Genomic DNA, 24,187 nt, shown 5'->3' with positions numbered 1-24,187 from the left:
CATGAAGCGACTGGCTGGTCTTTCCGCCCTTGCCCTGATTATCTCCACCACCAGTGGGTGTGGCTGGCTGTGGGGCGAGGATGGCTATTTCCGCGACCGCGGCAGTGACTACCTGCAGGCGCACCCGACCGCGCCGATGCAGCTGCCGCCGGACGCCAGCAACGTCAAACGCCTTGACCCGCTGCTGCCGATTCCGCGTAACGTCGCTGACGATACCGTCAAGGGTGAGTTTGAAGTGCCTCGCCCGCAACCGTTGACGGGCGGTGCCGCCCAGGTCACCGACTACAGCCTGCAACGCAGCGGCAGCAGCCGTTGGGTGCTGGCCCAGCATTCGCCAGCCGAAGTGTGGCCGGTAGCCCGGCAGTTCTTCGAGGATAACGGCTTCCGCATTGCTGAAGAGCGCCCGCAGACGGGTGAGTTCAACACCACCTGGCAGCGTTTCGACGAACTGTCGGCATCGCTTGGCCAGCGTCTGGCCAGCACTGCCAGCAGCGGCGACAGCGAGGTGCGTGTTCGTGTGCGCATGGAGCCTGGCGTGCAGCGCAACACCTCCGAAGTGTATGTGGTCAGCGTCGAGCGCCCGGCCGGCAGCACTGCCGAGCCTGCGTTCCCGTCCAGCTCCAGCAATACCGGCACCGATGCCCTGCTGGTCGACGAAATGCTTGCCAGCATGAACCGCAGCGCCGAGAAGGGCGGTTCGGTGTCGCTGCTGGCCGCGCGCGATTTCGACGCCCCAAGCCGCGTCAGCCTGAGCGAAGACGGCAGCGGCAACCCGGTGCTGTACCTGGGCTCCGACCTGGACCGCGCCTGGTCTGGCGTGGGCCGTGCGCTGGAGCAGGGTGGCGAATGGCGTGTTGAAGACATCAACCGCAGCCTGGGCCTGTACTACATCAACCTGTCCGAAAAGCCTGACGACAAGCAGAACCAGCCTGGCTTCTTCAGCCGCCTGTTCGGCAGCGAGCCGACCAAGGAAGAGCGTGAAGCCCGTGCCGAGCGTTACCAGGTTCGCCTGAGCAAGGTGGGTGAGAGCGTGCAGGTCACGGTCGAGAAAAACATCAACACCGTGGCTCCGGCCGATGTCGCCCGCCGTGTGCTGAGCGCCATTCAGGACCACCTGGGCTAAGTGCGCTTCGCGGTACTCGGAAGCGGCAGCCAAGGGAACGGCACGCTGATCGCCAGTGGTGACACGTTCATCCTGGTCGATTGCGGTTTTTCCCTGCGTGAAACCGAGCGGCGCCTGGCGCTGCTCGGGGTTTCTGCCGCTCAGCTCAGTGCAGTGCTGGTCACCCACGAACATGCCGACCACGTGCATGGGGTCGGCTTGCTGTCACGGCGCTACAATGTACCGGTCTACCTCAGCCAAGGGACTTTGCGCGGCATGCGCAAGCCGGTGGAGGTGGCCGGTTTTCTCGCGTGTGGCCAAAGCCTGCGTATCGGCAGCCTGGAAGTAACCGCAGCGCGGGTCGAGCACGACGCCTACGAGCCGTTGCAGTACGTGGTCAGCGACGGCAAGCGGCGCTTTGGCATGCTGACCGACCTGGGCTCTTACGACGCGCTGTTGCTGGAGCGTTACCAGGGCCTGGATGCACTGCTGATCGAGGCCAACCACTGCCGCGACCTGCTGGCACGTGGTCACTACCCGGCTTTTCTGAAGCAGCGGGTGGGTGGCATGCAAGGGCATTTGAACAACCACCAGGCCGCGCGCCTGGTGCACGAGTTGGGCTGGAACAACCTGCAACACCTGGTGCTGGCCCACCTCAGCAGCAAGAACAACCTGCCACACTTGGCCCGCCAGTGCTTTGTCGACACCCTCGGGTGTGACCCGGACTGGCTCCAGGTGGCGAATCAGGAACACGGGCTCGACTGGCGCGAAATCGCCTAGCCCAACACCTCAAGCAAGCGGAGCCCAATCATGGAAAAACGCGAAGAACTTTACCGCGGCAAGGCCAAATCGGTTTACAAGACCGATGACGCCGACCGCTTGATCCTGCTGTTCCGTAACGACACTTCGGCGTTCGACGGCAAGCGTATCGAACAACTCGACCGCAAAGGCATGGTGAACAACAAGTTCAACGCCTTCATCATGCAGAAACTGGAAGAAGCCGGCGTGCCGACCCAGTTCGACAAGCTGCTGGGCGACAACGAGTGCCTGGTGAAGAAGCTGGACATGATTCCGGTCGAGTGCGTGGTGCGTAACTACGCTGCCGGCAGCCTGGTCAAGCGCCTGGGCGTGGAGGAGGGCATCAAGCTGGAGCCGTCCACCTTCGAGCTGTTCCTGAAGAACGACGAGAAGGGCGACCCCTTCATCAACGAATCCCACGTTGTCGCGTTCGGTTGGGGCACCGCCGAGCAACTGGTGGAAATGAAGAAGCTGTCGTTGAAGGTCAACGAAGTGCTGAGCAAGCTGTTCGATGACGCCGGCCTGCTGCTGGTCGACTTCAAGCTGGAGTTCGGCGTATTCCACGGCCAGATCGTGCTGGGCGACGAGTTCAGCCCGGACGGCTGCCGCCTGTGGGACAAAGAAACCCGCAAGAAGATGGACAAGGACCGCTTCCGTCAGGGCCTGGGCGACGTGATCGAAGCCTACGAAGAAGTTGCCAAGCGCCTGGGCGTGCCGCTGTAAGCGGCACGTTCACGCAAGCGCCTGATACCACGCGATTTTTTTGAAAAAAAGATTTGCGTTTTAAAAGAACGCTGGTATGATGCGCGGCATTGGAGAGATGCCGGAGTGGTCGAACGGGACGGATTCGAAATCCGTTGTACTGGCAACAGTACCTAGGGTTCAAATCCCTATCTCTCCGCCATACAAGATCAAGCCCCTGGAAGCGAAAGCTACCGGGGGCTTTTTCGTTATGGAAGGCAAAGATTTACAGCCAGCATGCTAATTGCCCGAGCGCTTAAATCAAGGGCCCGGAAGCTTCTCGAGCGGCCTGACTGTGAGCTCTACGCCTAAGGCAACCATCAGTTTTTGAATAGTAGTGAAACGGGTCTTTTCTCCGCCCTTCAGCGTTTTATAAAGAGACTCTCGATTGACCCCTGCGTCTTGCGCAAACTGATTCACGCCCTTGGCTTTTGCCACTTCACCCAATGCATGCATCAGGGTCTGAGCGTCATTAGCCTTCATTGCTTCTGCCAGAAATGCCGCGATGGTTTCCGGGCTGTCGAGAAACCGGGAGGCCTCGAAGCGTTTTGTTTTGCTCAAATCCAGATCAAGGATTGGCATGTCTTGCGGCGAAATTTTTTTGCTCATCATTTTTTACCTCGTAAAGCATCAAAAATTTCCTTTGCTCGTTTGATGGCTCTGCGTTGATCTGTTTTATCGCTACCGTAGAGCATCAGGTAGCGGATTGCGCCCGTTCGAACGAAGTAGATTCGATATCCGGGGCCTACAAATACGCGCATCTCACTGATACCCTCGCCAACGGATTCGATATCACCGAAGCAATCGTTTTCTGCTCGGGCAATCCTCAATGAAACAGCACCTCTGCCAATTGGATCTTTTAGGCCATCTAGCCAATCGTCAAATTCAGACGTTGTGTCTATCTGATTCGGCATGCATTGAATGTAGCCTACTGGCTACTCCTTGTCGATGAGTGAGCGGCCGAGTGGGCCTGCGGCTCTATAAACGGAGTGGGTTGCCCATTACGCAACGGGTGTATACGCCTGCAGCGATGTTCGCCTCCCATCGTCGGCGCTTGGTTTGGCCGTGACGTGATGAGGCTAGGACGCGAGCGGAGCGCTGGCAACGGATAGCGCGGGTTTGCTGAGCGTTTGGGAAATGGACTACATGGCGGTAGAGAATGTCGCACTCCAGCTTTAAGCGTGGGGGCTCGCTTAGGTGCGTTTGCGGCATGATGCAATCGGTGAAGCCCCGGGATATTTTGCGTTTCCAGGACTTCCTCGCACTTACTTTTTCATCATCCCCAGCTCAGCGTCATCCAGCAGCGCCTTGGCCATCGCGCTCAGGTAATGCGAGGCCCAGATCAGTTTCTGGTCGCCGTCCATCAGGCCGGTGATGATCAGGTCGCGCACGTAACCCATGAGTTCGGAAGCCTGTTCGCGGGCGTCCTGGCAGGGGATGCCGGGTTCGATGCGGAACAGCGGGTGAGTGTTGTTTTCGCCTTGGTAGAAGCAGGTCTTGCCGACTGTGGTGGGTTCTGTTGTGTTGTCGGTGGGCATTGTTTTGTTTCCCTGGATTCTGGGTTGCCTGGGCTGGCCTCTTCGCGGGCACGCCCGCTCCCACAGGTGCTGTGCAGTGCGTGACGGCTGTGGTGACCCTGTGGGAGCGGGCGTGCCCGCGAAGAGGCCTGACCTGCTAATGCAAGGTGTGAGGCTCTGTGGGTAAATGCGGCCGCATCTGCAACTGCATCAACGCCGACTCGACCAGCCCCTGTACCGCTTCCATTTCATGGATCACGGCCTGCATCACGATCGAGCTGTGGGCGGTAGGTTTGAGTTGCACGGATTGACGCGCCACGGACAGGGCGCAGAGTACGTACTCTGAGGACTGGACCAGGGTGTCTTGCAGGATCTGGGTGGAATGGGGGGAGTAGGGTGGATCGGGGACTGTCTTGCGCATGTAAGCTCCTTGGGTAGTGGAGCCGCCTGGCAACGCTGTCAAACGAATGGAGGCAGCTATACATGGGTTGACAGACCGGTACCCAAGGACCCGGCGCACACGAATGTGCCCCATGCACAGCTGCCATTAAGCGCTGCAACGGAAACTTGAGTAGTCGGCCTGTCAAAGCCGGTCGCTGATTTCACAACGACGAGCCGAGACTAGAGCGCGACCGAATCCGTCGCAACCGTTTGAGCGGGTTGGCAGTATGTTTGGGAAACGCCCTACAAGGAAGGGGATAATTCTGAGTAGAAGTTGTAGGACGGATTTCTACTAATCAATCAGACAGGCTTCCTGCAACATTTTGTCTTGAACTGACAATGGCACCTTGGGCTACAATGCGGCGCTCTGATACGCCACTCACGCCCAGGCCACACGCCGTAATGATTACGCGCGCTGGGCGATGAACTCTTCCTGACATGGATTCGTTGGATGCTTTGCGCCGTACTGGTCTCCCCCTGCGCCCCTCGCTGGACGGCTGAATTGTCGTCTGCGGCCAGTGCTGCACACTTTCTGAAAAACCCGCACAAACTCGAATGCTGCCGCCAACCATTGGCTGCGGTACGCGGCTGTGCGCCCCACCGAAAATGGAGTGCTCCACTTGCGTAAGAAATTCGTCGCGTCCCTTCTGGCGGTCGCCATCGCCTCTACCACGGCCTGTGCACAGCTCGGGATCAGCAAAGAGCAAGCGGGCACCGTGATCGGTGGCCTGGCCGGTGTGGCCATCGGCTCGACCATGGGCAGTGGCAACGGCAAGATCGCCGCCGCGCTGATCGCAGGTGGCATTGGCGCCTACGTGGGCAATCGCATCGGCCACATGCTCGATGAAAAGGACCAGCAAGCCCTGGCGCTGCGTACGCAGGAAGTGCTGAGCCAGCAGCAAACCACTGCCAGTGCCCAGCCAGTGACCTGGAAGTCCGACCACTCCGGCGCCACCGCGCAGATCGTGCCGGGCAAGGAATACACCAAGACCAAGCAGGTCGAGGTCAAGCGCGCGCCGAAGATCCAGGCGGTGCCGTCGATGAAGCTGATCAACGAGCCGTATGTGACCATCAGCGACAACCTCAACGTGCGTGCCGCGCCTAACCAGGCTGGTGAGAAGGTCGGCAGCCTGAAGAACCACACCGAATTTACCGCCGTGGGCTCCACCGGTGACTGGATTCTGGTCGGCCGCAAGGGTGTGACCGTGGGCTATGTGCACAAGAACTACGTCGAGCCCAAGGCGCAAGCGGTTGCCAAGCGTGTAACGCCAGCCGTCAACCTGGACGAGCTGGACGTTGCCGCCAGCAAGGAAACCCAAGGCTTCGACCTGGACTCGGTGCAGTCGCTGCCAACCCAGACAGTTGCCGCCGAAGCGGCCTGCCGCCCGGTCACCGTCAGCCTGAAATCGCAAAGCGGCCAGACCGAACAAGAGCAGAACACCTTCTGCAAACAAGCCAACGGCACCTGGGAACTGATCTGAGGAACTCCATGAAAAAGCACGCGCTCGCGCTGGCTGTGATCGGCGCTTGTGGTCTGGTACCGCAGGCGTTCGCCCACGAGCTGGCCTTTTCCAAGAAAGACAACATCAAGGTCGAAGTGCCCGGGGATGCCACCACCTGGTGCAAACCCCAGGTAGACCTGACCATCACCCGCCCGGCCTGGGATAACCAGGAACTGCTGTCAGGCCTGCTGACCAAGCTGCCGTTCGTGTTCGCCAAGGACTGCTCGACTGCCAAGGTGAACTGGAAGGCGGTCGATGCCAAGGGCAACCTGTACGCCAGCGGCTCGGGCAATGCCAGCAACCTGGGGCTGGTAACTCTGGCTGCTGCGCCTGCCACTGCCGCCCCGGCGCCGGCTGCAGCAGTTGCCCCCGCTCCGGCACCTGCGCAGCCAGAAGCACCGGCTGCTGCTGCACCGACACCGGCACCTGCTCCGGCCCCAGCCCCAGCCCCAGCCCCTGCTGCTGCAGCGGCGCCGGCAGTGGTCGAAGCCGCACCTGCGCAGGCAAAACCCGCTCCGGCCCCCGCGCCCGCGCCAGCCGTAGCCGCAGAGCCAGCCCCGGCCCCCGAAGCTCCGGCAGCAGCCCCTGTTGTGCCGCCCGCTCCGGCACCTGCCACAGCAGTCGCCGCAGCCCCCACTTCGGACTTCGGTCGCTCGGTGGTCCTGGAAAACCGCAACCTGATGCAGGTAACGGACGGCACCGGCTGCAAATGGGTGCTCAGTACCTCGATCATCGGCGATGGCGATACCCTGTCGTTCGGCACCACCCCGGCCATGCCGTGCCCGGCGTCCGGCTTTGGTGAAGGCAGCTTCGACAAAATCAGCTGGAAGGCTGTGGGTACCTACCGGGGTGATAACTGGACCCGCGTTTATGCTCACCCGAGTGGTTTGATCTTCAACAAGCACCTTGAGCCTGCGGTAAAGGACAAGGCCGTTTCTTATCTCACGCCGCAAGCTGACCAGGCCGCGTTCCTGGTCGGCGAGATCCCAGGCCGGCAGATGAAGGTGTACCTGACGTTCACCCGCTCCAGCTACGGCGTGCTCCGCCCGTTCGGCAGCGACCCTTACTACGTCGCGGTCACCCCGGACGAGTCGTTTGCCCTGGACGCGACCAAGTACAAGGAAGCTGCGCTGGAAATCTTCGACCTGATCAAGACCACCTCGCCGACCACCACCGATGTGGCTAACCTGTTCATCGTCAAAGACCTGTCGGCGATCTCGAACAACATCTGGGGCAACGACGCGCAGAAAATCACCCGCAACCGCATCGGCATCAACCGCCAAGGCCTGTTCTTCGATGTGCGCGACGGAGCCAACTGGGCGGTACAGCGCGAGCAGCAGCGTGTGCGTGAGCAGCGTCAGCGCCAACAGGAACTGGCCCGCGTGCACACCCGTGTGCTGGAACGTTACCAGCAGTTGCAGGACGGCATGAGCGACTTCAAGGGGCGCGAAACCGAGGCGTTGGCGCAGATGGCCGGTATCAAGGTGCGCTTTGCTTCGCCACTGGAGCAGCAAAACCCTGCGACCTCGGCCAGCGTAGTGCCGATGATGGTGCACGTCACCGGCAAGAAAGGTGACTTCTACAGCATCGACTTCCCGAGCAACGGCCGCCTGGTTGCGGACGAGGAATACAGCGAAGGCTGGTACGTGACCCAGGTGGCCAACGCCACGCCGTACTACCCGCTGGACGACGGCCGCGCCGTGCCTACCTACCGTGCCTACAGCGCCGGTGAACCCGAGGCCTGCAAACAGGACCACTGTGCCGACCGCGTGTCGTTCGGCGCCGTGCTGGCCAAGGAATTCCCCAACGCCGGTATCGATTTCAGCTGGACCCCCGAGGTCTCCCAACAGTACGTGAACGACTGGAACAACGCTTCCGCAATGGTCCAGTGAGGCAAACACCATGATCAAACAGATGAACAAGAAGCAGCTGCTGATTGGCGGTGTGGCCGCAGCGGTGCTGGTGCTCGGTGGTGGCTATGCGATGGTCGCCAGCTCGGGCAAGAAGGCTGCGCTGGCCTACTACGACGACTTCAAGGAGCGCTATTTCCTTGAGGATGTGCTGTCGGAGGGGGACATTTCCTACTCGGCGTTTTCCGGCAACCTGACGGTAGCCGACCCGGAGATCCGCGTGGCGGCGGCGCAGACCAATGGCGCCCAGCAGTTCATGCGCGGCCTGTCGGGCTTGATGGAGTCCGTACAGGGTGGTTCGGCTGAGGAAGGCCTGGCGGGCTGGGCCAAGTACCAGCTCAATGTCAGCCGCAATGTGGCCGGGGTGTACCTGAAGGCTGATGCGCTGAAGCTGGCCCATGACGGAGACAGCAAGGATGGCAGCATTCATATCCAGTTGCTGGGCATGCAGATGGCCAACCCTTACGTTGCCAGCAAGGGGGCTGAAGTCGTGCTGGTGGCGGATGTCAGCGACGAAGTCCAGCCACGTGCCGAGCTGGCCGCCAATGGTCGGGCCGCCCCGTCGAACTTCACCTGGGGCGCCAACATGGCGGTGCGCCAGCCAGTAACCGGCGCGTTTCTGGTCAGCAGCACCGGTGACTTTGGTACCACGGTCGACCTGGACTTCACCATCAAGCGCTCCAGCGATGGCGAAGGCTCGATGGCGTTCGTGGTCACCCACCGCAACGACGGCTCCAAGGTGGGGGAGATCGTGCGCAAGGCCGACTTCCAGTCGCTGCCGGAACTGGACGATGTCGAAACCCAGCTCAAGAGTGCCCTGAGCGCGATGCTGATTGGCGCGTACAGCTCGTACACCGGCCAGGCGGTGTTGGCTGAAGCGGTCAGCGGCTTTGCCCGCAAGGCCAAGGTCGAGAACTACTCGGTGAGCTACAGTGGCTTCAAATCGCTGAAAGAGGCTTTCAGCGATTACCAACAGCAAGTCCCCAAGGCGAAGTTCGCGGCCTTCTGCCAGGAGGTTGGGCTGTCGTCGTGGAGCAGTGACTTTGGCGCCAAGGCCAAGAACCACAGCGATTCGGAATGCGCCATCGGGCAGAAGCTGGTCGAAGACGGCAGTTTCGAAGAGCAGTACACCTTCAAGGAAGGCAAGAGCCTGTTTGCAGCGTTGTTCGTGAGCAAGGCGTATCAGCTGGAAACCAATTGATTGGGTAATGGCTGAGTGAACAAGCCCCCGGGAACCCTGAGTTGCCGGGGGCTTTTTTTGCTGTCAGGTGTGCCCGGACCCTGTCGGGCTTGGGATCAGCGCATCGCCGCCAGTTTGATGCCGAATCCCACCAGGCAAGCCCCCGCCAGCCGCTCGAACATATTGGCAATTCGCGGGTTGGCGCGCATGCGCTCGGCCAGTTGATGGGTCAGCACCACGGCAATCAGCCCATACAGGAAGGTCACTACCGCCACTGTCGCCGCCATGAAACCGAACGTCACCAGCCCTTGGTGCTTCACGGGGTCGACGAACAGCGGGAAAAACGCCATGTAGAACATGATCGCCTTGGGGTTGAGCAGGGTGATCATCATGGTCTGGCGCAGGTACTGGCCGTTGTCCATGCGGCAGGTGTGTGCTGCACCACCGGGTTTGCTCAGCAGCATGCGCAGGCCCAGGTAGGCCAGGTATGCAGCCCCCGCCCACTGCACCATATGAAAGGCGGCAGGGTAGGTGGCCAGCAGGGTGGCGACGCCGGCTACCGCCAGCCACAGCAGCACCTGGTCACCCACGATCACGCCACAGGTCGCGGCCAGGCCTGCCTTGATACCGCCCTTGCCGGTGGCGGTGATCAGGGCGAAATTGCCCGGGCCGGGGATGGCCAGAAGAATAAGGAAGGCGATGACGAATGCGCCGTAGTCGGTGACGCCAAGCATGGTGAGTTCCTGTTGGGCATTGCGAAGGCAGTGCTCTGAACTATCGTCGCCAAAGGCGCGCTTTTCAACCTGTTGTTGCACAGTTGCAAAGAACCTGTGCCAAGCGCGGCTTGGATCCAATGCCTGGAGTCTGTATGATTCCGCGGCCATCAGACGATGGTCGAAGATGATTCATTTAAAGGATTGAGTAATGAAAAAGCTGTTCAAGGCCACCGTAGCCGTTGCCGTCGTTTCGGGTGTTGCCCTGCTGTCGGGTTGCACTGGCCAGGTTTACAACCAACCGAAAAACTGCACCTACGACTACCTGTTCCACCCTTCGGTTTCCATCTCCAAGATCATCGGTGGCTGCGGCCCGATCGATAAACTGCCTCAGCAGCAGTAATCTTGGCGGTACCCTGATCGCGACGCTTGCGGCGTGATCCAAGGCCCCCGGTCATGCACATGGCCGGGGGTTTTTGTTTGTGACGTGACAAACTGCCGCTGGGGCAACCGGTCGCCTTGACGCTCCGGCCTGCAATTTGTTTGTGCTGGCATTTCAGATACAATCGGAAAAACGATTCAGCCTTGTCGGTCAATTCGACCAAAGGCCGAGCCGTTTTCTGGTTCTCTGGCTGCTGAACAATGATCAACAAAAAGCCTGCGCTGAAGAACACGCTTTACCGGGGCCAGCCACAGGCCCTCCCTCTGTTCTCCTGACTGGAATTGATCAATGTTCAAGAAAGCTGGCAAGACCTTGCTGGGTCTGGCGGTCGCTGCAAGCGTCATGCAAGCGCACGCTGCAGAAACCAAGAAAGTAGACGTGCTGCTGGTCGGCGGCGGCATCATGAGCTCCACCCTGGCTGTGTGGCTGCACGAGCTGGAGCCAAGCTGGTCGATGGAAATGGTCGAGCGCCTGGATGGCGTGGCCGAAGAAAGCTCCAACGGCTGGAACAACGCCGGTACCGGCCACTCCGCGCTGGCCGAGCTGAATTACACCCCGGAAGACAAAGACGGCAACGTCAACATCTCCAAGGCCATCGAAATCAACGAAGCCTTCCAGATTTCCCGCCAGTTCTGGTCGTGGCAAGTACGCCAGGGCGTGCTGAAGAACCCGCACTCGTTCATCAACACCACCCCGCACATGAGCTTCGTGTGGGGCGATGACAACATCAAGTTCCTCAAGAAACGCTACGACGCACTGCAGGCTAGCCCGCTGTTCCGTCCGATGCAGTACTCCGAGGACCACGCGCAGATCGCCAAGTGGGTCCCGCTGATGATGGAGGGCCGCGACCCGAACCAGAAGCTGGCCGTGACCTGGACGCCAATCGGCACCGACGTGAACTTTGGCGAGATCACCCGCCAGTTCGTTGGCCACCTGCAGACCCAGAAAGGCTTCGACCTGAAGCTGTCCAGCGAAGTGCAGGACATCACCCGCAACAAGGACGGCTCCTGGCACGTCGAGTACAAGAACCTGAAGGACGGTACCGAGTCGGCCACCGACGCCAAGTTCCTGTTCATCGGTGCCGGCGGCGGCGCGCTGAAGCTGCTGCAGAAGTCGGGTATTCCGGAAGCCAAGGAATACGCAGGCTTCCCGGTGGGCGGCTCGTTCCTGGTGACCGAGAACCCGACCGTGGCCATGCAGCACATGGCCAAGGCCTACGGCATTGCCTCGACCGGTGCGCCACCCATGTCGGTCCCGCACCTGGACACCCGCGTGCTGGACGGCAAGCGCGTCATCCTGTTTGGCCCGTTCGCTACCTTCTCGACCAAGTTCCTGAAGAACGGTTCTTACCTGGACCTGCTGAGCAGCACCACCACCCACAACGTGTGGCCGATGACCAAGGTGGGTGTCGACCAGTATCCGCTGGTCGAGTACCTCGCTGGCCAGCTGATGCTGTCTGACGATGACCGCTTCGAAGCCCTGCGCACCTACTTCCCGAATGCCAAGAAGGAAGACTGGCGCCTGTGGCAGGCCGGCCAGCGTGTGCAGATCATCAAGCGTGATGCCGACAAGGGCGGCGTGCTGAAGCTGGGTACCGAAGTGGTGGCTTCCGAAGACCGCACCATCGCGGGTCTGCTGGGTGCCTCGCCAGGTGCTTCGACCGCTGCACCGATCATGCTGAACGTGCTGGAGACGGTGTTCAAGGAGAAGGTCGCTACCCCAGAGTGGCAGGCCAAGATCAAGGAAATCGTGCCGAGCTACGGCACCAAGCTGAACGACTCGGCAGCGGCCACCCAGAAAGAGTGGAACTACACCGCTGAAGTGCTGCAACTGGGTAAACCGCCTGTGATCGACGCCAGCGTTGAATTCGGTGGCGCGGCAAGCAAGCCGGTTGAGAGCAAGCCTGAGAACGACATGGCGCTGTAACCGGCCATTGTTGTGAAAGAAAGCCACGGGGGAGACCTCGTGGCTTTTTTGTTGCCAAGCCCAGCGCAGCCCTCAGGCTTATCGCCATCCCTGGTAGGAGCGGGTTCACCCGCGAAGAGGCCTGCACAGGTATCACTGCTGGCGCAGTATGCACTCCAGCAGCCCGGGAAACCGCTCGCCCAGCATCTCGCTGCGCAGCGAATTCATATGGGTAGTCCCCACATTGCGGGTTTGCACCAGCCCTGCATCACGCAACACACGGAAGTGGTGGGACATGCTCGACTTCGGCCGGCCTCCGTCCAGCTCGCCACAGCTGGCCTCGGCCACGCCGGCCAGGTGGCGGACGATTTCCAGGCGCACGGGGTCGCTGAGCGCATAGAGCAGGCGTTCAAGGATGAGGTCGTCGGGGTTGGGATGTTTATAGGCTCGCATGGTTGACATGATAACGGGGGTTTCATTAATTGCCATAGTTCGATTATGATCGAACAACAGTATTCAATTGAACCCGGAGTTTCCCATGTCCGCACTGTTCGAACCCTACACCCTCAAAGACGTCACCCTGCGTAACCGTATCGCCATTCCGCCGATGTGCCAGTACATGGCCGAAGACGGCATGATCAACGACTGGCACCACGTACACCTGGCCGGCCTGGCCCGTGGTGGTGCCGGCTTGCTGGTGGTCGAGGCCACTGCTGTGGCGCCGGAAGGGCGTATCACCCCCGGTTGCGCCGGTATCTGGAGCGATGCCCACGCTCAGGCGTTCGTACCGGTGGTGCAGGCCATCAAGGCTGCCGGTTCCGTGCCGGGTATCCAGATCGCCCACGCCGGGCGCAAGGCCAGCGCCAACCGCCCGTGGGAGGGTGACGACCACATTGCCGCCGACGACGCGCGCGGCTGGGAGACCATTGCCCCGTCTGCCATTGCCTTTGGCGCGCACCTGCCGAAAGTGCCACGCGAAATGACGCTGGACGATATCGCCCGGGTCAAGCAGGACTTCGTCGATGCCGCCCGCCGTGCGCGTGATGCCGGCTTCGAGTGGATAGAACTGCACTTTGCCCATGGCTACCTGGGCCAGAGCTTCTTCTCCGAGCACTCCAACAAGCGCACCGATGCCTACGGTGGCAGCTTCGAAAATCGCAGCCGCTTCCTGCTGGAAACACTGGCCGCCGTGCGCGAAGTGTGGCCGGAGAACCTGCCGCTGACCGCGCGCTTTGGTGTGTTGGAATACGATGGCCGCGATGAGCAGACCCTGGAAGAGTCGATCGAACTGGCCCGTCGCTTCAAGGCCGGTGGGCTCGACCTGCTGAGCGTGAGTGTCGGCTTCACCATTCCCGACACCCACATCCCCTGGGGGCCAGCGTTCATGGGGCCGATTGCCGAGCGCGTGCGCCGCGAAGCGAAGCTGCCCGTGACGTCGGCGTGGGGCTTTGGTACGCCGCAGTTGGCGGAGGCCGCATTGCAGGCCAACCAGCTGGATCTGGTTTCGGTAGGGCGCGCGCACCTGGCCGACCCGCACTGGGCTTACTTCGCGGCCAAGGAGCTGGGGGTGGAAAAAGCGTCCTGGACCTTGCCAGCGCCTTATGCGCACTGGCTCGAGCGTTACCGCTGAGCCTTGGAGGGGCTGCTTTGCAGCCCATTCGCGGGCAAGCCCGCACCCACAGAGACACCGCAGGTTTCAGATACTGCACCCTCCCTGTGGGAGTGGGCTTGCCCGCGAATGGGCCGGTAGAGGCTAAAACCGGTCCAGTCGGTATGCGCCCATCTCAGGCCCATCAGCCTGCTCAGCCAACCGCCCCACCCATTCCGCCGTCACCGCCGCCTGGGTCAACCCCAGGTGCTGATGCCCAAACGCCAACAGCACCCGCCCATCGCACACCCTGTCGATCACGGGCAATGAGTCCGGCAACGAAGGCCTGAAACCCATCCACGGCGTTGCCCCTTCGACGCTCAAGTCGTGCCGGAACAACCCCTTGCTCAACCGGTGCAACTGCCACGCCCGCTGCATGCTCGGCGGTGCCTGCAGCCCGGCAAACTCCACTGTGCCCGCCAGGCGCAAGCCTTCGGCCATGGGCGTCATGATGAATTTGCGTTCAAGCGAGGTGACTGCAAACGGCAGGCGCTGGTGCTCACCCGGCAACATCAGGTGGTAGCCGCGTTCGGTATCCAGCGGCACTCGCGTGCCTGTCAGCGCGGCAGTCAGTTTTGCAGAATGGGCGCCACAGCTGACAAGCACCTGGCGGGCATTGAGCATGCCTTGGTCGCTGGCAAGGCTCACGCCGGCACTGTGCAACTGCCCGCCATCGACCTGCGCCTGGACAAAGCGCACCCCACTGGCCTTGGCCGCTTCGAACAATTCGCACACCACCCGATAAGGGTCGATGAAGTGCCCGGTGCGCGGGAAGAACAGCCCGCCCAACAGTGACGGGCTGAGTTGCGGCGCCGCTTCGCGCACGGTTTCGGCCGACCAGAAGTCCACCGGCACCGCCTGCTGTTGCATGCGTGTGCGCAACGCCTCCAGCGCTTGGCGTGACTCCGGCTTCTCGAACACCAGCAACGAACCATCCTCTTGAAACAATTCGCTGCGCCCGATCGAGCCCAACAGCCGTTGCCAGGCGCCCAGGCTGCCTTCGTTCAACGTGCGGATGCCCGCCACGCTGCGCTGGAACGGCGCCGGGCGCAGGTTGAGCAGCAGCCGGGTGAACCACGGCATGGCTTTGGGCAGGTATTTCCAGTCCAGGCGCAGCGGGCCCATCGGGTCGAGCAGCATGCGAGGCAGGCGCTTGAGGATCGACAGGTCGGCAATCGGGAACACTTGCTCGGTTGCCAGGTGCCCGGCATTGCCGAAGGACGCGCCAAGGCCGGGTGCCTGGCGGTCGACCAGGGTTACCCGACGGCCCTGGCGGGCCAGTTGCAAGGCACAGGCGACGCCGACGATGCCTGCGCCGACCACGGCAATATCGGTTTCAGCGGTTTCGAGCATGCTCAGCCTTCCCGTTTGCCATCTAGCAGGCGCCGCAGTTGCAGCGGGTTGCAGTGTTTCAATGCCTGCGGCAGCAGCGCATCGGGGAAGTCCTGATAGCAAACCGGGCGCAGGAAACGCAGGATCGCCGCGGTGCCCACCGAGGTGGTGCGGGCATCGGAAGTGGCCGGGAACGGCCCGCCGTGGACCATGGCATCGCACACCTCGACACCCGTCGGCCAGCCATTGACCAGAATGCGCCCGGCCTTGCGCTCAAGGGTGGGGAGCAGGGCGCGAGCGCTGTCGATGTCGGCCTCGTCCAGTTGCAGGGTGGCGGTCAGCTGACCTTCCAGGTGTTCGGCTACCTGGCGGACCTGTTCATCGTCGGTGCAGGCAACGACCAGCGACGCTGCACCGAACACTTCAGCCTGCAACGCCGGGTCGGCGAGAAACGCTTCGGCCTGGGTCACGAACAACTGTGCTTGGCACTGGTTGGGGCCCTGATCGGTTTGGCCACTGGCGATGGTTTGGGCACAGGGGTTGTCTGCCAGGGCTGCGATACCGGCCTGGTAGGCACTGAAAATGCCGGGGGTGAGCATGGTTTGGGCGGGGGCCTGCTGCACGTAACCGGCGGCTGCAGTGATGAACCGCTGCAGGGCCGGCCCCTGCCGGGCGATTACCAGGCCAGGGTTGGTGCAGAACTGGCCGGCGCCCTGGGTCAGCGAGGCGACGAAACCTTGTGCCAGTGCTTCGGCACGGGCTTGCAGGGCGGCGTCGAACAGGAACACCGGGTTGATCGAACTCATTTCGGCATACACCGGGATGGGCTCCGGGCGCGCCTGGGCGGCTTGGCACAGCGCCATGCCACCGCTGCGCGAGCCGGTGAAACCAACGGCCTTGATACGTGGGTCGCTGACCAGGGCAATGCCCACTTCGCGGCCCGAGCCATAAAGCAGCGAGAACACACCCTCCGGTAGGCCGCACTGCTTCACCGCTTGCGCCACTGCCTGGCCGACCAGCTCACTGGTGCCGGGGTGGGCACTGTGGGCCTTGACCACCACGGGGCAGCCAGCGGCCAATGCCGACGCGGTGTCACCACCGGCCACCGAGAAGGCCAGCGGGAAATTGCTGGCGCCGAACACGGCGACTGGCCCCAGCGCCACCTGGCGCTGGCGCAAATCAGCGCGGGGAAGGGGCTGGCGCTCAGGCAGGGCGCTGTCGACCCGCACGTCCAGCCATTCGCCGGCCCGCACTGTACGGGCAAAGGTGCGTAGCTGGGTGCAGGTACGGCCACGCTCGCCCTGAATGCGCGCCTTGGGCAGGCCGGTTTCGGCCACGGCGCGGTCGATCAGGGCATCGCCGAGGGCCTCGATCTGTGTGGCGATGGCTTCAAGGAAGTCTGCTCGTTGTTCGAGCGAGGTTTCGCGGTAGGCGTCGAATGCCGCCCAGGCCAGCGCGCAGGCCTGGGCCACGTGTTCGCCGGTGCCGCCGAGGTAGGCCGGCTCCAACGTCTGACCGGTGGCTGGGTCGATGGCACGGATGGCTTCGCGGCTGCCGGTTACCGGCCTCTGGCCGATCAGCAGGTTGCCTGTGAGGGGCATGTAGCCTCCTTGGATATCTAATGCAGATGCATGGGGGGGATTACGACCCCTGTAGGAGCGGGTTCACCCGCGAACACCGGCGAAGCCGGTGCCATGCACCGGGTCGCCTGATTCGCGGGCACGCCCGCCCTCACAGGGAGAGCAGTGGCTGCTCAGGCGATGTTCTGCTCGGCCGACCAGCTGGCATACCAGCTGCGGAACAGCGCGTACTGCTGTTCGGCATAGTTGCGCTGAGCGTCGGTCAGTACGTCGGTCTCGTTGAAGTGCAGGCTGTACTCGGTGTCGCCGTTGAGCACCATCAAGTGCTTGTAATACAACACCAGGTCGCAGCCCTCGTCGAACGACGACAGTACCGCCAGCGCCGCTTCCAGCTCGCGCGCCAGGCGCCGGGCACGGGCGTCGCCTTTGGCGGCCTGTTTGCTCAGGCTCACCAGTTGCAGCACTTCGCGCGGCAGCGCGTTGCCGATGCCGGTGATGGCGCCGGTGGCGTTGCAGTTGACGAAGCCATGCACCACCTGGGTGTCGACACCGACCATCAGGGTGACATCGTCATCCTTGGAGGTGATGTGCTCGGCGGCGTAGCGCAGGTCGGCGCCACCGCCGAACTCCTTGAAACCGATCAGGTTGGGGAACGCGCTACGCAGTTCGAAGAACAGGTCGGCGCGGGTGGCAAAACCGTAGTAGGGGCTGTTGTAGATCACCGCCGGCAGCTTCGGCGCGGCAGCCAAGATGGCCGAGAAGTGATGCTTCTGGGCGATCAGCGAGGCGCCGCGGCTGAGCACGCGAGGGATGACCATCAGGCCGGCGGCACCGACCTTGGCGGCGTGGGCGGCATGCGACACTGCCTCACGGGTGTTGACTGCGCCCGTGCCGACGATGGTCGGGATACCGGCCGCCACCAGGCGCGCCACGCCTTCCTGGCGCTCGGCCTCGGTCAGCAGCGGCCAGTCACCCATCGAGCCGCAGTACACCACCGCGCTCATGCCGGCTTCGATCAGTTCGCGGCCCTTGCGCACCAAGGCGTCGAAGTCCGGCTTGCGCTCGGCGGTGCATGGGGTCATCAGGGCGGGCATGGTGCCGGTGAAAATGTTGTTGGTCATTGTTGTTACTCCTGGCGAAATTGGGTTTGGTCAAAAGGCCTGGGGCTCAGATGCCCCAGGCGAACGGGTCCTGTTCGTCGATCAGCAGGGTGCTGTCGGCGGTCATGTGGGCGCGGCCGGTGATGAACGGTCGAATACGCTCGCCGTCACGCTCGTAACGGCCGTGAAACTGGCTGCCGGTGATGCTGGCCTGCACCCAGGTCTGGCCTTCGGCAAGCGTGCCGTCGGCGGCCAGGCAGGCCAGCTTGGCGCTGGTGCCGGTGCCGCATGGGGAGCGGTCGTAGGCCTTGCCGGGGCACATCACGAAGTTGCGGCTGTCGGCGTTGGCGTCGTCGGCGAACAGCTCGACATGGTCGATGGGCGCGCCGTTTTCGCCGGTGATGCCTTGGGCTTCGAGCGCCTTGAGCATGGCCCAGGTGTACTCGGTCAACACCTCGCGGTTATCCAGCTCGATGCGCTGGCCGTGTTCGGCAACGAGGAAGAACCAGTTGCCGCCCCAGGCGATGTCGCCGTGCACCACGCCATGGCCGGGCACGTCCACCGCAACCTGTTGGCGGTAGCGGTAGGAGGGCACGTTGCCGATGGTGATGGCGCCGTCGTCATGCAGGGTGGCGCTGACCTGGCCGACCGGGGTGTCGATCTTGTGCACACCCGGTGCGATCAGGCCCAGGTGCTGTAGCGAGGCGACCAGGCCGATGGTGCCGTGACCGCACATGTTCAGGTAGCCGGCGTTGTTGAAGAAGATCACCCCGCAGGTGGCGTCGGCCGACACTGGCGGGCAGTACAGTGCGCCAACCAGCACATCGTTGCCGCGTGGCTCCAGCAGGCAGGCGCGGCGCCACCGGTCGTGCAGCTCGCGCAGTTCGTCGCGCTGTTCGGCCATGCTGCGGCCGTGCAGTTGCGGAAAGCCCTTCATCACCAGGCGGGTTGGTTCGCCGCCAGTGTGGGAGTCGATGACGTGAATCTGTTTCATGGGCTTGTCCCTTGCGTAAAAGATCAGGAAGCGACGGCAGCAGGGCGGCCGGTATAGGTTTCAGCGCAGGCTTCGCTTTCGTCCTCGCCTTCCAGGCGCACCAGGTGGGCAGGCACGCCAGTGGCCGCGCCCCAGTAGTAGATGCCCAGCGCGCAGGCCGCCACGACCACGGTGTCGAATGGGTGGCCGATGACGCCCAAGCCGCCGAAGCTGCCCAGCCACGACAGCAGGATGGTCAGCGCATAGAACCCGATCAGCCACGCCGACGAGCGAACTTGCTGAGCCAGCGACAGGTGCTGGGTGGGTACGAAACGGCTGCACAACAGGTACAGCACGAACATCACGATCTGCAGGGCCAGCAGCCACGACACGGTGTTCCAGCCCGACCAGTACACGATCAGCGCAGCGATGATGAACGACAGCGGGCCGAGCACAGCCATGCCCTTGACCCGGAACGGGCGCGGCATGTGTGGTGCATTGCGGCGCAGGGCGGCGACGCTGACCGGGGCCACGGCGTAGCTCAGTACCAGAGCGGCGGATACCACGTTGATCAGCGCTTCCCACGACGGGAAGGGCAGGGTCCAGAACACCGACAGGCCAAATGTCAGCCACAGGGCCGGGCGCGGGATGCCGGACTCTGCATCGATGCGGGTGAAGTACTTGAAGAAGGTGCCGGTCTGCGCCCAGCCATAGATCACGCGCGGGGTGGCGTTCATGTAGATGTTGCCGCAGCCGCTTGGCGAGATTACTGCGTCGGCCACCACCAGGTAGGCGAGCCAGCCCACACCCAGGGCCAGGGCGATGTCACGGTAGGGCAGGGCCAGTTCCTTGGTCACGCTGGCCCAGCCGTTGGCCAACATTTCGGTCGGCACGCTGCCGAGGAAGGCCAGTTGCAGCAAAGCGTAGATCGCGGTGGACAGCAACACCGAAAGAATCAGCGCAATCGGGATGGTGCGCTGCGGGTTCTTGACCTCGCTGGCCACCGAAATGATCGGCGTCAGGCCCAGGTAGGCGAAGATGATGCCGCCGGCGGATACGGCCATTTCCACCCCGGACAGGCCGAACGGGGCAAAGCCCTGGACCTCGAAGTTTTCTGGCTTGAAGAAGGTGAACAGCACGCCGATCACCAGCAGCGGCACGATGAACTTGAACACGCTGACCAGGTTGTTGGCCTTGGCGAAGGTTTTCACGCTGCGGTAGTTGAGGAAGAAGAACAGCCCCAACAGGGCGAACTGCACCAGCCAGCCGAGCACGGTTGGGTCGCTGGAGCCGGCCTTGGTCAGCCCGGGGAACCAGGCGGCGGCGTATTGGCGTGAGGCGACCACTTCGATGGCGATCAGGCTGGAAAAGGCGATCAGGGTGATGAAACCCATCAGGTAGCCGAGCAGCGGACCGTGCGAGTACACCGGGCAGCGCACCACGCCACCGGCACGTGGCAGGGCGGCGCCCAGCTCGCAGTAGACGATACCCAGCAGCAGTACGGCGAACCCGCCGAGAAACCAGGAGAGGATGCCGGCCGGGCCGGCGATGGCCGACACGTGGCTGGCGGCGAACAGCCAGCCGGAGCCGAAAATGGCCCCTAGGCCGATGAAGGTGAGGTCCAGCAGTGATAACTGTTTTTTGAATTTGCCTGACATGGGTTCGCCTTTTTGTTGGTTATTGGATAGGCAGGTCTGATGTCACGAGATGCGGCTTTTTGGGCCGCGCTCTTGTAGGACTTGGGCGGCTTGCGTGGGGCATAGAGTGAACCGGTCGGGGCGGCGGTTCTTGATGGTTTTCTGCAAGGGGGATGACGAAATCGGCACAGTTGCAGAAAAACAGTGGTAAGGCGCAAAGCGGGGGGATAGGCTCAAAGCCATACCGGATAAGGGTTTGAGAGATGCAGTGCTAGTGCCGGCCCTTTCGCGGGTGAACCCGCTCCTACAGGTACGGCGCAGAATTCAAAATCTGTGGGGGCCCTGTAGGAGCGGGTTCACCCGCAAAGAGGCCGGCCCAGCCAGCAGAGAACCGACAGATGACCGACGCCCCCCTGGCAACCCTCTACCAGTCCCTCGACCAGCACCGCCCCGCCACCCTCGAGGCCCTGCTCGCCGGTGTATCGCTGTTGCTGCCGATGCTCGACGCCATCCCCAACGCCGCAATCTTCATCAAGGACCCGGCCGCCCGCTACGTGCTGGCCAACAACACCTTGGTCCAGCGCTGCGGCCTCAAGCGCTTGCAACCGCTGCTGGGCAAGACCAGCGCCGAAGTGTTCCCGGCACAGCTGGGCCCCGGGTACACCGAGCAGGACCGCCGGGTGCTCAAGGAAGGGATGGTGCTGGAGGACCAACTGGAGCTGCACCTGTACGGCAGCCGTGAACCCGGCTGGTGCCTGACCCACAAGCGCCCGCTGTACAACCAGGCGGGCGAGATCATCGGCCTGGTTGGTATTTCGGTCGACCTGCAGTCAGCCGCCGACAGCCACCCCGCTTACCAGCGCCTGGCCGCAGTGGACGAGCACATTCGCCAGCATTTTCACCAGCCGATCAGCATGGGCGAGCTAACCCGCATCGCCGGTATTTCCGTGGCCCAGCTGGAGCGCTATTGCAAGCGGGTGTTCCACCTCACGCCCCGGCAGATGATCCACAAGGCGCGCCTGGAGCATGCCCATCGCCTGCTGCATTCGGACCTGCCGATCACTGAAGTGGCGATGCGCTGCGGCTACACTGACCACAGCGCCTTCAGCCGCCAGTTCAAGCAACTGACCGGCTTTACGCCACGCCAGTATCGCCAGGCTACCGCCGATCAGGTGGCCTGAAACAGCCCCCGGGCCTCGGCAAAGCATTGCTCCGCAATCGCCGAGCGCGGCTCGCTGCGGCGCAGCAGCAGGCCGACCGGGCTGTGGATGGCGGCGTCGGCCACCGGTACGATGCGCAGGTGCTCGCTGAGGTCTTCCAGGCCGCAGTCCAGTGGCATGATCGCGCAACATATGCCGGTGTTGATGGCCTGGATAAGCTGGAAGCTCGAGTCGCTCTCAAGCACCGCATTGGGCTCCAGACCACGGCTGCGGAAGCTCAGGTCCAGCGACTGGCGGTAGTGCATGCCTTTGCTCAGCAGCCCCAGCGGAATATCGCCAAGCTCGTCCCAGCGCAGCCGGTCGCTGGCAAACTGGAAGTGCCGTGTATCGTGCAGCAGGCCCATGGTGGTGGTGCCGAGTTCGATCACTTCGAAGAAGCTGGTGTTGACCTGGTCCAGGTAGCAGATACCCAGGTCGAGCTGGTTGCGGCTGAGGCCGTCGATGACCTGTTCCGAACTCAGCGAGCTGAGCTGAAAGTGCAGTTCGGGGTATTTTTCGCGCAGGGGCAGCAGCAGGTGCATGGGGTTGAAACTGGCCAGCGGCACCGTGCCCAGGCGCAGGCTGCCGACCACCTGGCCACGGCAACTGGCAGCCTCGGCCTGCAGGCCGTCGTGGGCGGCGAGCAGGGTACGGGCCCAGGCCAGGATGCGCTCGCCGGCCTCGGTGAAACCTTCGAAGCGCTGGCCCCGCTTCACCAGCACCAGGTCCAGTTCGTCTTCCAGGTTGCGCAGGCGCATGGACAGCGTCGGCTGGGTGATATGGCACAGCGCCGCCGCCTGGCCGAAGTGGCGGGTCTGGTCGAGGGCGATGAGGAACTTGAGCTGCTTGATGTCCATGGAAGTGCCTGGCGTCTGGTTATGCAGACCTTAACCCACGTCTGCGATAGATGTCATTGATCGGCCGGTACGTCATATCGATTGGACGTCTCTGGGGGTATGCCTCTAGCGTGGTGAAAATGCCCTTCAAGGAGCTTCACCGTGCGCGTCCAACTTGATGCGGTCTTCGTACCGCTGAACATCGCCGTGCTGACTGTCAGCGACACCCGTACCTACGACAACGATACTTCCGGCGAGCTGCTGGCCAACCGCTCGGTCGAGGTCGGTCACCGGCTGGTGGCGCGAGCGCTGCTCAAGGACGACCTGTACAAGATCCGCGCTCAGGTGGCCAGCTGGATTGCCGATGAACAGGTGCAGGTGGTGCTGATCACCGGCGGTACCGGCTTTACCGGGCGCGACAGCACACCCGAAGCGGTCGAGTGCCTGCTGGACAAGCGTATCGATGGGTTTGGCGAGTTGTTCCGGGCCTTGTCGATTCTCGATATTGGCAGTTCGACCGTGCAGAGCCGGGCGTTGGCCGGGTTGTCCAACCGCACGTTGGTGTGCTGCCTGCCGGGCTCGACCGGGGCCTGCCGCACCGCCTGGGAAGGGATTCTGGCCGAGCAGCTGGATGCACGGCACCGGCCCTGCAACTTCGTCAAACACCTGTTGCCGATGTAGGCGCGGGTTTACCCGCGAAGAGGCCAGAACAGGCAACCACCCACGGTCAGCTCAACACATACCCCACCGGCAACAAGGCGGGAGGTAGCTGCTGCTCCCCCAGCCCGGCCAGCACATCGCGCTCCACAGTCCGCACCATGGCATCGGTCGGCAGATCGTTCTCATCGCGCCCGAACGGGTCTTCCAGCTCGTTGCCGATCGCATCCAGCCCGAAGAACGTGTACCCCACGATGGTGGTGAACAGCGGTGCCAGCCAGCCCAGTGGCTCGGCCAGGGCAAACGGCAGCAGCAGGCAGAAAATGTAGATAGTACGGTGCAGCAGCAGCGTGTAGGGGAACGGCAAGGGTGTGCCCTTGATCCGCTCACAGGTGGCCTGCACTTCGGTCAGGCCCACCAGGCGCTGCTCCAGCAGGTTGTAGCGCCATTCGCTGATCTGTTGCTGTGCGGCCAACCGTGAACAGTGTTCGCCGATTTCACGCAGGATGCCGTCGCACACATTGTGCGGGCTGATCGCATCGGCCCTGGCCAGCCACGGCCTGGCAGCTGCCCGTTCGTCCTCGTTACGCAGCCGGGCATTGAGTGCATGGGCGAAACCACACAGGTTGCGCAGCAGTTCGGCGCGCAGTGTTTCGTCGGTAATCGCCACGCTTTCCCGCACGAACGAGCGGGTTTCGATAATCAGTTTGCCCCAGGCCTTGCGCCCCTCCCACCAACGGTCGTAGCACGCATTGTTTCGAAAGCTCATGAAGATCGACAGCGACAGGCCCAGCAAGGTGAACGGCGTGGCGCTGACCGGGTAGAAATACGCCGGATAATGCCGCTCGACCAGCACGATCAGCGCGGCCAGCAGTGTCACCATCAGGCAACGCAGGGCAATGCGTTTGACGATCGACCCCTTGAGGGTGAACAGCACGCGCAACACATCGGTGGAGGGGGGGACGATCATGGAA

At 62.6% G+C, this 24,187-nt stretch carries 24 protein-coding genes and 1 tRNA gene; 12 read left to right on the top strand and 13 right to left on the bottom strand.

Annotated elements, in window-relative coordinates; translation table 11 throughout:
* The first annotated feature begins 1 nt into the window (after position 1).
* The 4 genes from bamC (at position 2) to V6093_RS11410 (ending at position 2,804) form a co-directional block, all read left to right on the top strand.
* Positions 2–1,123 carry an outer membrane protein assembly factor BamC gene (gene bamC, locus V6093_RS11425; RefSeq protein WP_003254738.1) on the top strand — a complete coding sequence of 374 codons (1,122 nt, stop codon included), beginning with the start codon at positions 2–4 and terminating at the stop codon, positions 1,121–1,123.
* A complete protein-coding gene (locus tag V6093_RS11420; protein ID WP_003254735.1) occupies positions 1,124–1,882 on the top strand; it encodes an MBL fold metallo-hydrolase in 759 nt (252 codons plus the stop codon).
* A gap of 30 nt (positions 1,883–1,912) precedes the next feature.
* Entirely contained in the window at positions 1,913–2,623 is a 711-nt protein-coding gene (purC, locus tag V6093_RS11415) for a phosphoribosylaminoimidazolesuccinocarboxamide synthase (protein ID WP_003254733.1), read from the top strand.
* Between the two features lie 91 nt (positions 2,624–2,714).
* Positions 2,715–2,804 (top strand) — tRNA-Ser (locus V6093_RS11410).
* 98 nt (positions 2,805–2,902) lie between these two features.
* Here V6093_RS11410 and V6093_RS11405 read toward each other — a convergent pair.
* The 4 genes from V6093_RS11405 to V6093_RS11390 all read right to left on the bottom strand — a co-directional run bounded on the left by V6093_RS11405 (position 2,903) and on the right by V6093_RS11390 (position 4,579).
* Positions 2,903–3,253: an addiction module antidote protein gene (locus tag V6093_RS11405; RefSeq protein WP_080756762.1), complete on the bottom strand. Its 351-nt coding sequence runs from the start codon at positions 3,251–3,253 to the stop codon at positions 2,903–2,905.
* The gene (locus V6093_RS11400; protein ID WP_041168334.1) at positions 3,250–3,555 is read right to left on the bottom strand and encodes a type II toxin-antitoxin system RelE/ParE family toxin; all 306 of its coding nucleotides are present in this window, start codon (positions 3,553–3,555) and stop codon (positions 3,250–3,252) included. Before V6093_RS11400 ends, V6093_RS11405 begins: the two co-directional genes overlap by 4 nt.
* 351 nt (positions 3,556–3,906) lie before the next feature.
* Positions 3,907–4,179: a DUF3077 domain-containing protein gene (locus V6093_RS11395; protein ID WP_012051485.1), complete on the bottom strand. Its 273-nt coding sequence runs from the start codon at positions 4,177–4,179 to the stop codon at positions 3,907–3,909.
* A 136-nt stretch (positions 4,180–4,315) separates the two neighbouring features.
* Positions 4,316–4,579 carry a hypothetical protein gene (locus V6093_RS11390; protein WP_003254728.1) on the bottom strand — a complete coding sequence of 88 codons (264 nt, stop codon included), beginning with the start codon at positions 4,577–4,579 and terminating at the stop codon, positions 4,316–4,318.
* Positions 4,580–5,219: 640 nt separating this feature from the next.
* Here V6093_RS11390 and V6093_RS11385 point away from each other — a divergent pair.
* The 3 genes from V6093_RS11385 to V6093_RS11375 are packed head-to-tail and all read left to right on the top strand — an operon-like array spanning position 5,220 to position 9,212.
* On the top strand, positions 5,220–6,080 hold the full coding sequence (locus V6093_RS11385; protein WP_003254727.1) for an SH3 domain-containing protein: 861 nt from the start codon (positions 5,220–5,222) through the stop codon (positions 6,078–6,080).
* An 8-nt stretch (positions 6,081–6,088) separates the two neighbouring features.
* Entirely contained in the window at positions 6,089–7,993 is a 1,905-nt protein-coding gene (locus V6093_RS11380) for a hypothetical protein (protein WP_406669797.1), read from the top strand.
* Between the two features lie 10 nt (positions 7,994–8,003).
* Positions 8,004–9,212, top strand: a complete 1,209-nt coding sequence (locus V6093_RS11375) for a hypothetical protein (RefSeq protein ID WP_047604281.1) — start codon at positions 8,004–8,006, stop codon at positions 9,210–9,212.
* Between the two features lie 95 nt (positions 9,213–9,307).
* Here V6093_RS11375 and V6093_RS11370 read toward each other — a convergent pair whose 3' ends face one another.
* Positions 9,308–9,925 (bottom strand): LysE family transporter, encoded by a 618-nt coding sequence (locus V6093_RS11370; RefSeq protein ID WP_003254721.1) that lies wholly within the window; start codon positions 9,923–9,925, stop codon positions 9,308–9,310.
* 190 nt (positions 9,926–10,115) lie between these two features.
* Here V6093_RS11370 and V6093_RS11365 point away from each other — a divergent pair, with 190 nt between their 5' ends.
* Both V6093_RS11365 and mqo read left to right on the top strand, forming a co-directional pair.
* Complete coding sequence (locus tag V6093_RS11365) at positions 10,116–10,307, top strand: YhfL family protein (RefSeq protein WP_003254720.1); 192 nt, start codon at positions 10,116–10,118, stop codon at positions 10,305–10,307.
* Positions 10,308–10,634: 327 nt separating this feature from the next.
* Positions 10,635–12,272, top strand: coding sequence for a malate dehydrogenase (quinone) (gene mqo, locus V6093_RS11360; protein WP_047604279.1), 1,638 nt, complete (start codon positions 10,635–10,637; stop codon positions 12,270–12,272).
* A 132-nt stretch (positions 12,273–12,404) separates the two neighbouring features.
* Here mqo and V6093_RS11355 read toward each other — a convergent pair whose 3' ends face one another.
* Complete coding sequence (locus V6093_RS11355) at positions 12,405–12,740, bottom strand: helix-turn-helix transcriptional regulator (protein ID WP_003254716.1); 336 nt, start codon at positions 12,738–12,740, stop codon at positions 12,405–12,407.
* Positions 12,741–12,789: 49 nt separating this feature from the next.
* Between V6093_RS11355 and xenA the strand changes: the two genes are divergently transcribed.
* Positions 12,790–13,881: a xenobiotic reductase XenA gene (gene xenA / locus V6093_RS11350; protein WP_012051488.1), complete on the top strand. Its 1,092-nt coding sequence runs from the start codon at positions 12,790–12,792 to the stop codon at positions 13,879–13,881.
* 123 nt (positions 13,882–14,004) lie between these two features.
* Here xenA and V6093_RS11345 read toward each other — a convergent pair whose 3' ends face one another.
* The 5 genes from V6093_RS11345 to V6093_RS11325 form a co-directional block, all read right to left on the bottom strand.
* Positions 14,005–15,252: an FAD-binding oxidoreductase gene (locus V6093_RS11345; RefSeq protein WP_047604278.1), complete on the bottom strand. Its 1,248-nt coding sequence runs from the start codon at positions 15,250–15,252 to the stop codon at positions 14,005–14,007.
* Positions 15,253–15,254: 2 nt separating this feature from the next.
* The gene (locus tag V6093_RS11340; RefSeq protein ID WP_267828404.1) at positions 15,255–16,832 is read right to left on the bottom strand and encodes an aldehyde dehydrogenase (NADP(+)); all 1,578 of its coding nucleotides are present in this window, start codon (positions 16,830–16,832) and stop codon (positions 15,255–15,257) included.
* Between the two features lie 152 nt (positions 16,833–16,984).
* Positions 16,985–17,932 carry a dihydrodipicolinate synthase family protein gene (locus tag V6093_RS11335; RefSeq protein ID WP_003254709.1) on the bottom strand — a complete coding sequence of 316 codons (948 nt, stop codon included), beginning with the start codon at positions 17,930–17,932 and terminating at the stop codon, positions 16,985–16,987.
* Between the two features lie 46 nt (positions 17,933–17,978).
* The gene (locus tag V6093_RS11330) at positions 17,979–18,905 is read right to left on the bottom strand and encodes a 4-hydroxyproline epimerase (RefSeq protein ID WP_003254707.1); all 927 of its coding nucleotides are present in this window, start codon (positions 18,903–18,905) and stop codon (positions 17,979–17,981) included.
* 23 nt (positions 18,906–18,928) lie between these two features.
* Positions 18,929–20,542, bottom strand: coding sequence for an APC family permease (locus V6093_RS11325; RefSeq protein WP_406669796.1), 1,614 nt, complete (start codon positions 20,540–20,542; stop codon positions 18,929–18,931).
* 377 nt (positions 20,543–20,919) lie between these two features.
* Here V6093_RS11325 and V6093_RS11320 point away from each other — a divergent pair, with 377 nt between their 5' ends.
* Positions 20,920–21,702 (top strand): AraC family transcriptional regulator, encoded by a 783-nt coding sequence (locus tag V6093_RS11320; protein WP_088513426.1) that lies wholly within the window; start codon positions 20,920–20,922, stop codon positions 21,700–21,702.
* Here V6093_RS11320 and V6093_RS11315 read toward each other — a convergent pair.
* A complete protein-coding gene (locus tag V6093_RS11315) occupies positions 21,690–22,577 on the bottom strand; it encodes a LysR family transcriptional regulator (RefSeq protein WP_003254701.1) in 888 nt (295 codons plus the stop codon). The two genes, V6093_RS11320 and V6093_RS11315, sit on opposite strands and share 13 nt — an antisense overlap.
* A 141-nt stretch (positions 22,578–22,718) precedes the next feature.
* On the opposite strand from V6093_RS11315, the gene moaB reads away from it, so the two are divergent.
* Positions 22,719–23,237: a molybdenum cofactor biosynthesis protein B gene (moaB, locus tag V6093_RS11310; RefSeq protein ID WP_102885781.1), complete on the top strand. Its 519-nt coding sequence runs from the start codon at positions 22,719–22,721 to the stop codon at positions 23,235–23,237.
* 46 nt (positions 23,238–23,283) lie between these two features.
* On the opposite strand, the gene V6093_RS11305 is transcribed toward moaB, so the two are convergent.
* Positions 23,284–24,183 (bottom strand): bestrophin family protein, encoded by a 900-nt coding sequence (locus tag V6093_RS11305; RefSeq protein ID WP_014860696.1) that lies wholly within the window; start codon positions 24,181–24,183, stop codon positions 23,284–23,286.
* Between the last annotated feature and the right edge of the window lie 4 nt (positions 24,184–24,187).

Source organism: Pseudomonas putida group bacterium ESBL64 (assembly GCF_045277175.1).
Taxonomy (GTDB): domain Bacteria; phylum Pseudomonadota; class Gammaproteobacteria; order Pseudomonadales; family Pseudomonadaceae; genus Aquipseudomonas; species Aquipseudomonas alloputida.
Note: the sequence above shows the minus strand (reverse complement) of the source record. Positions and strands in the feature narration are given on the sequence as shown.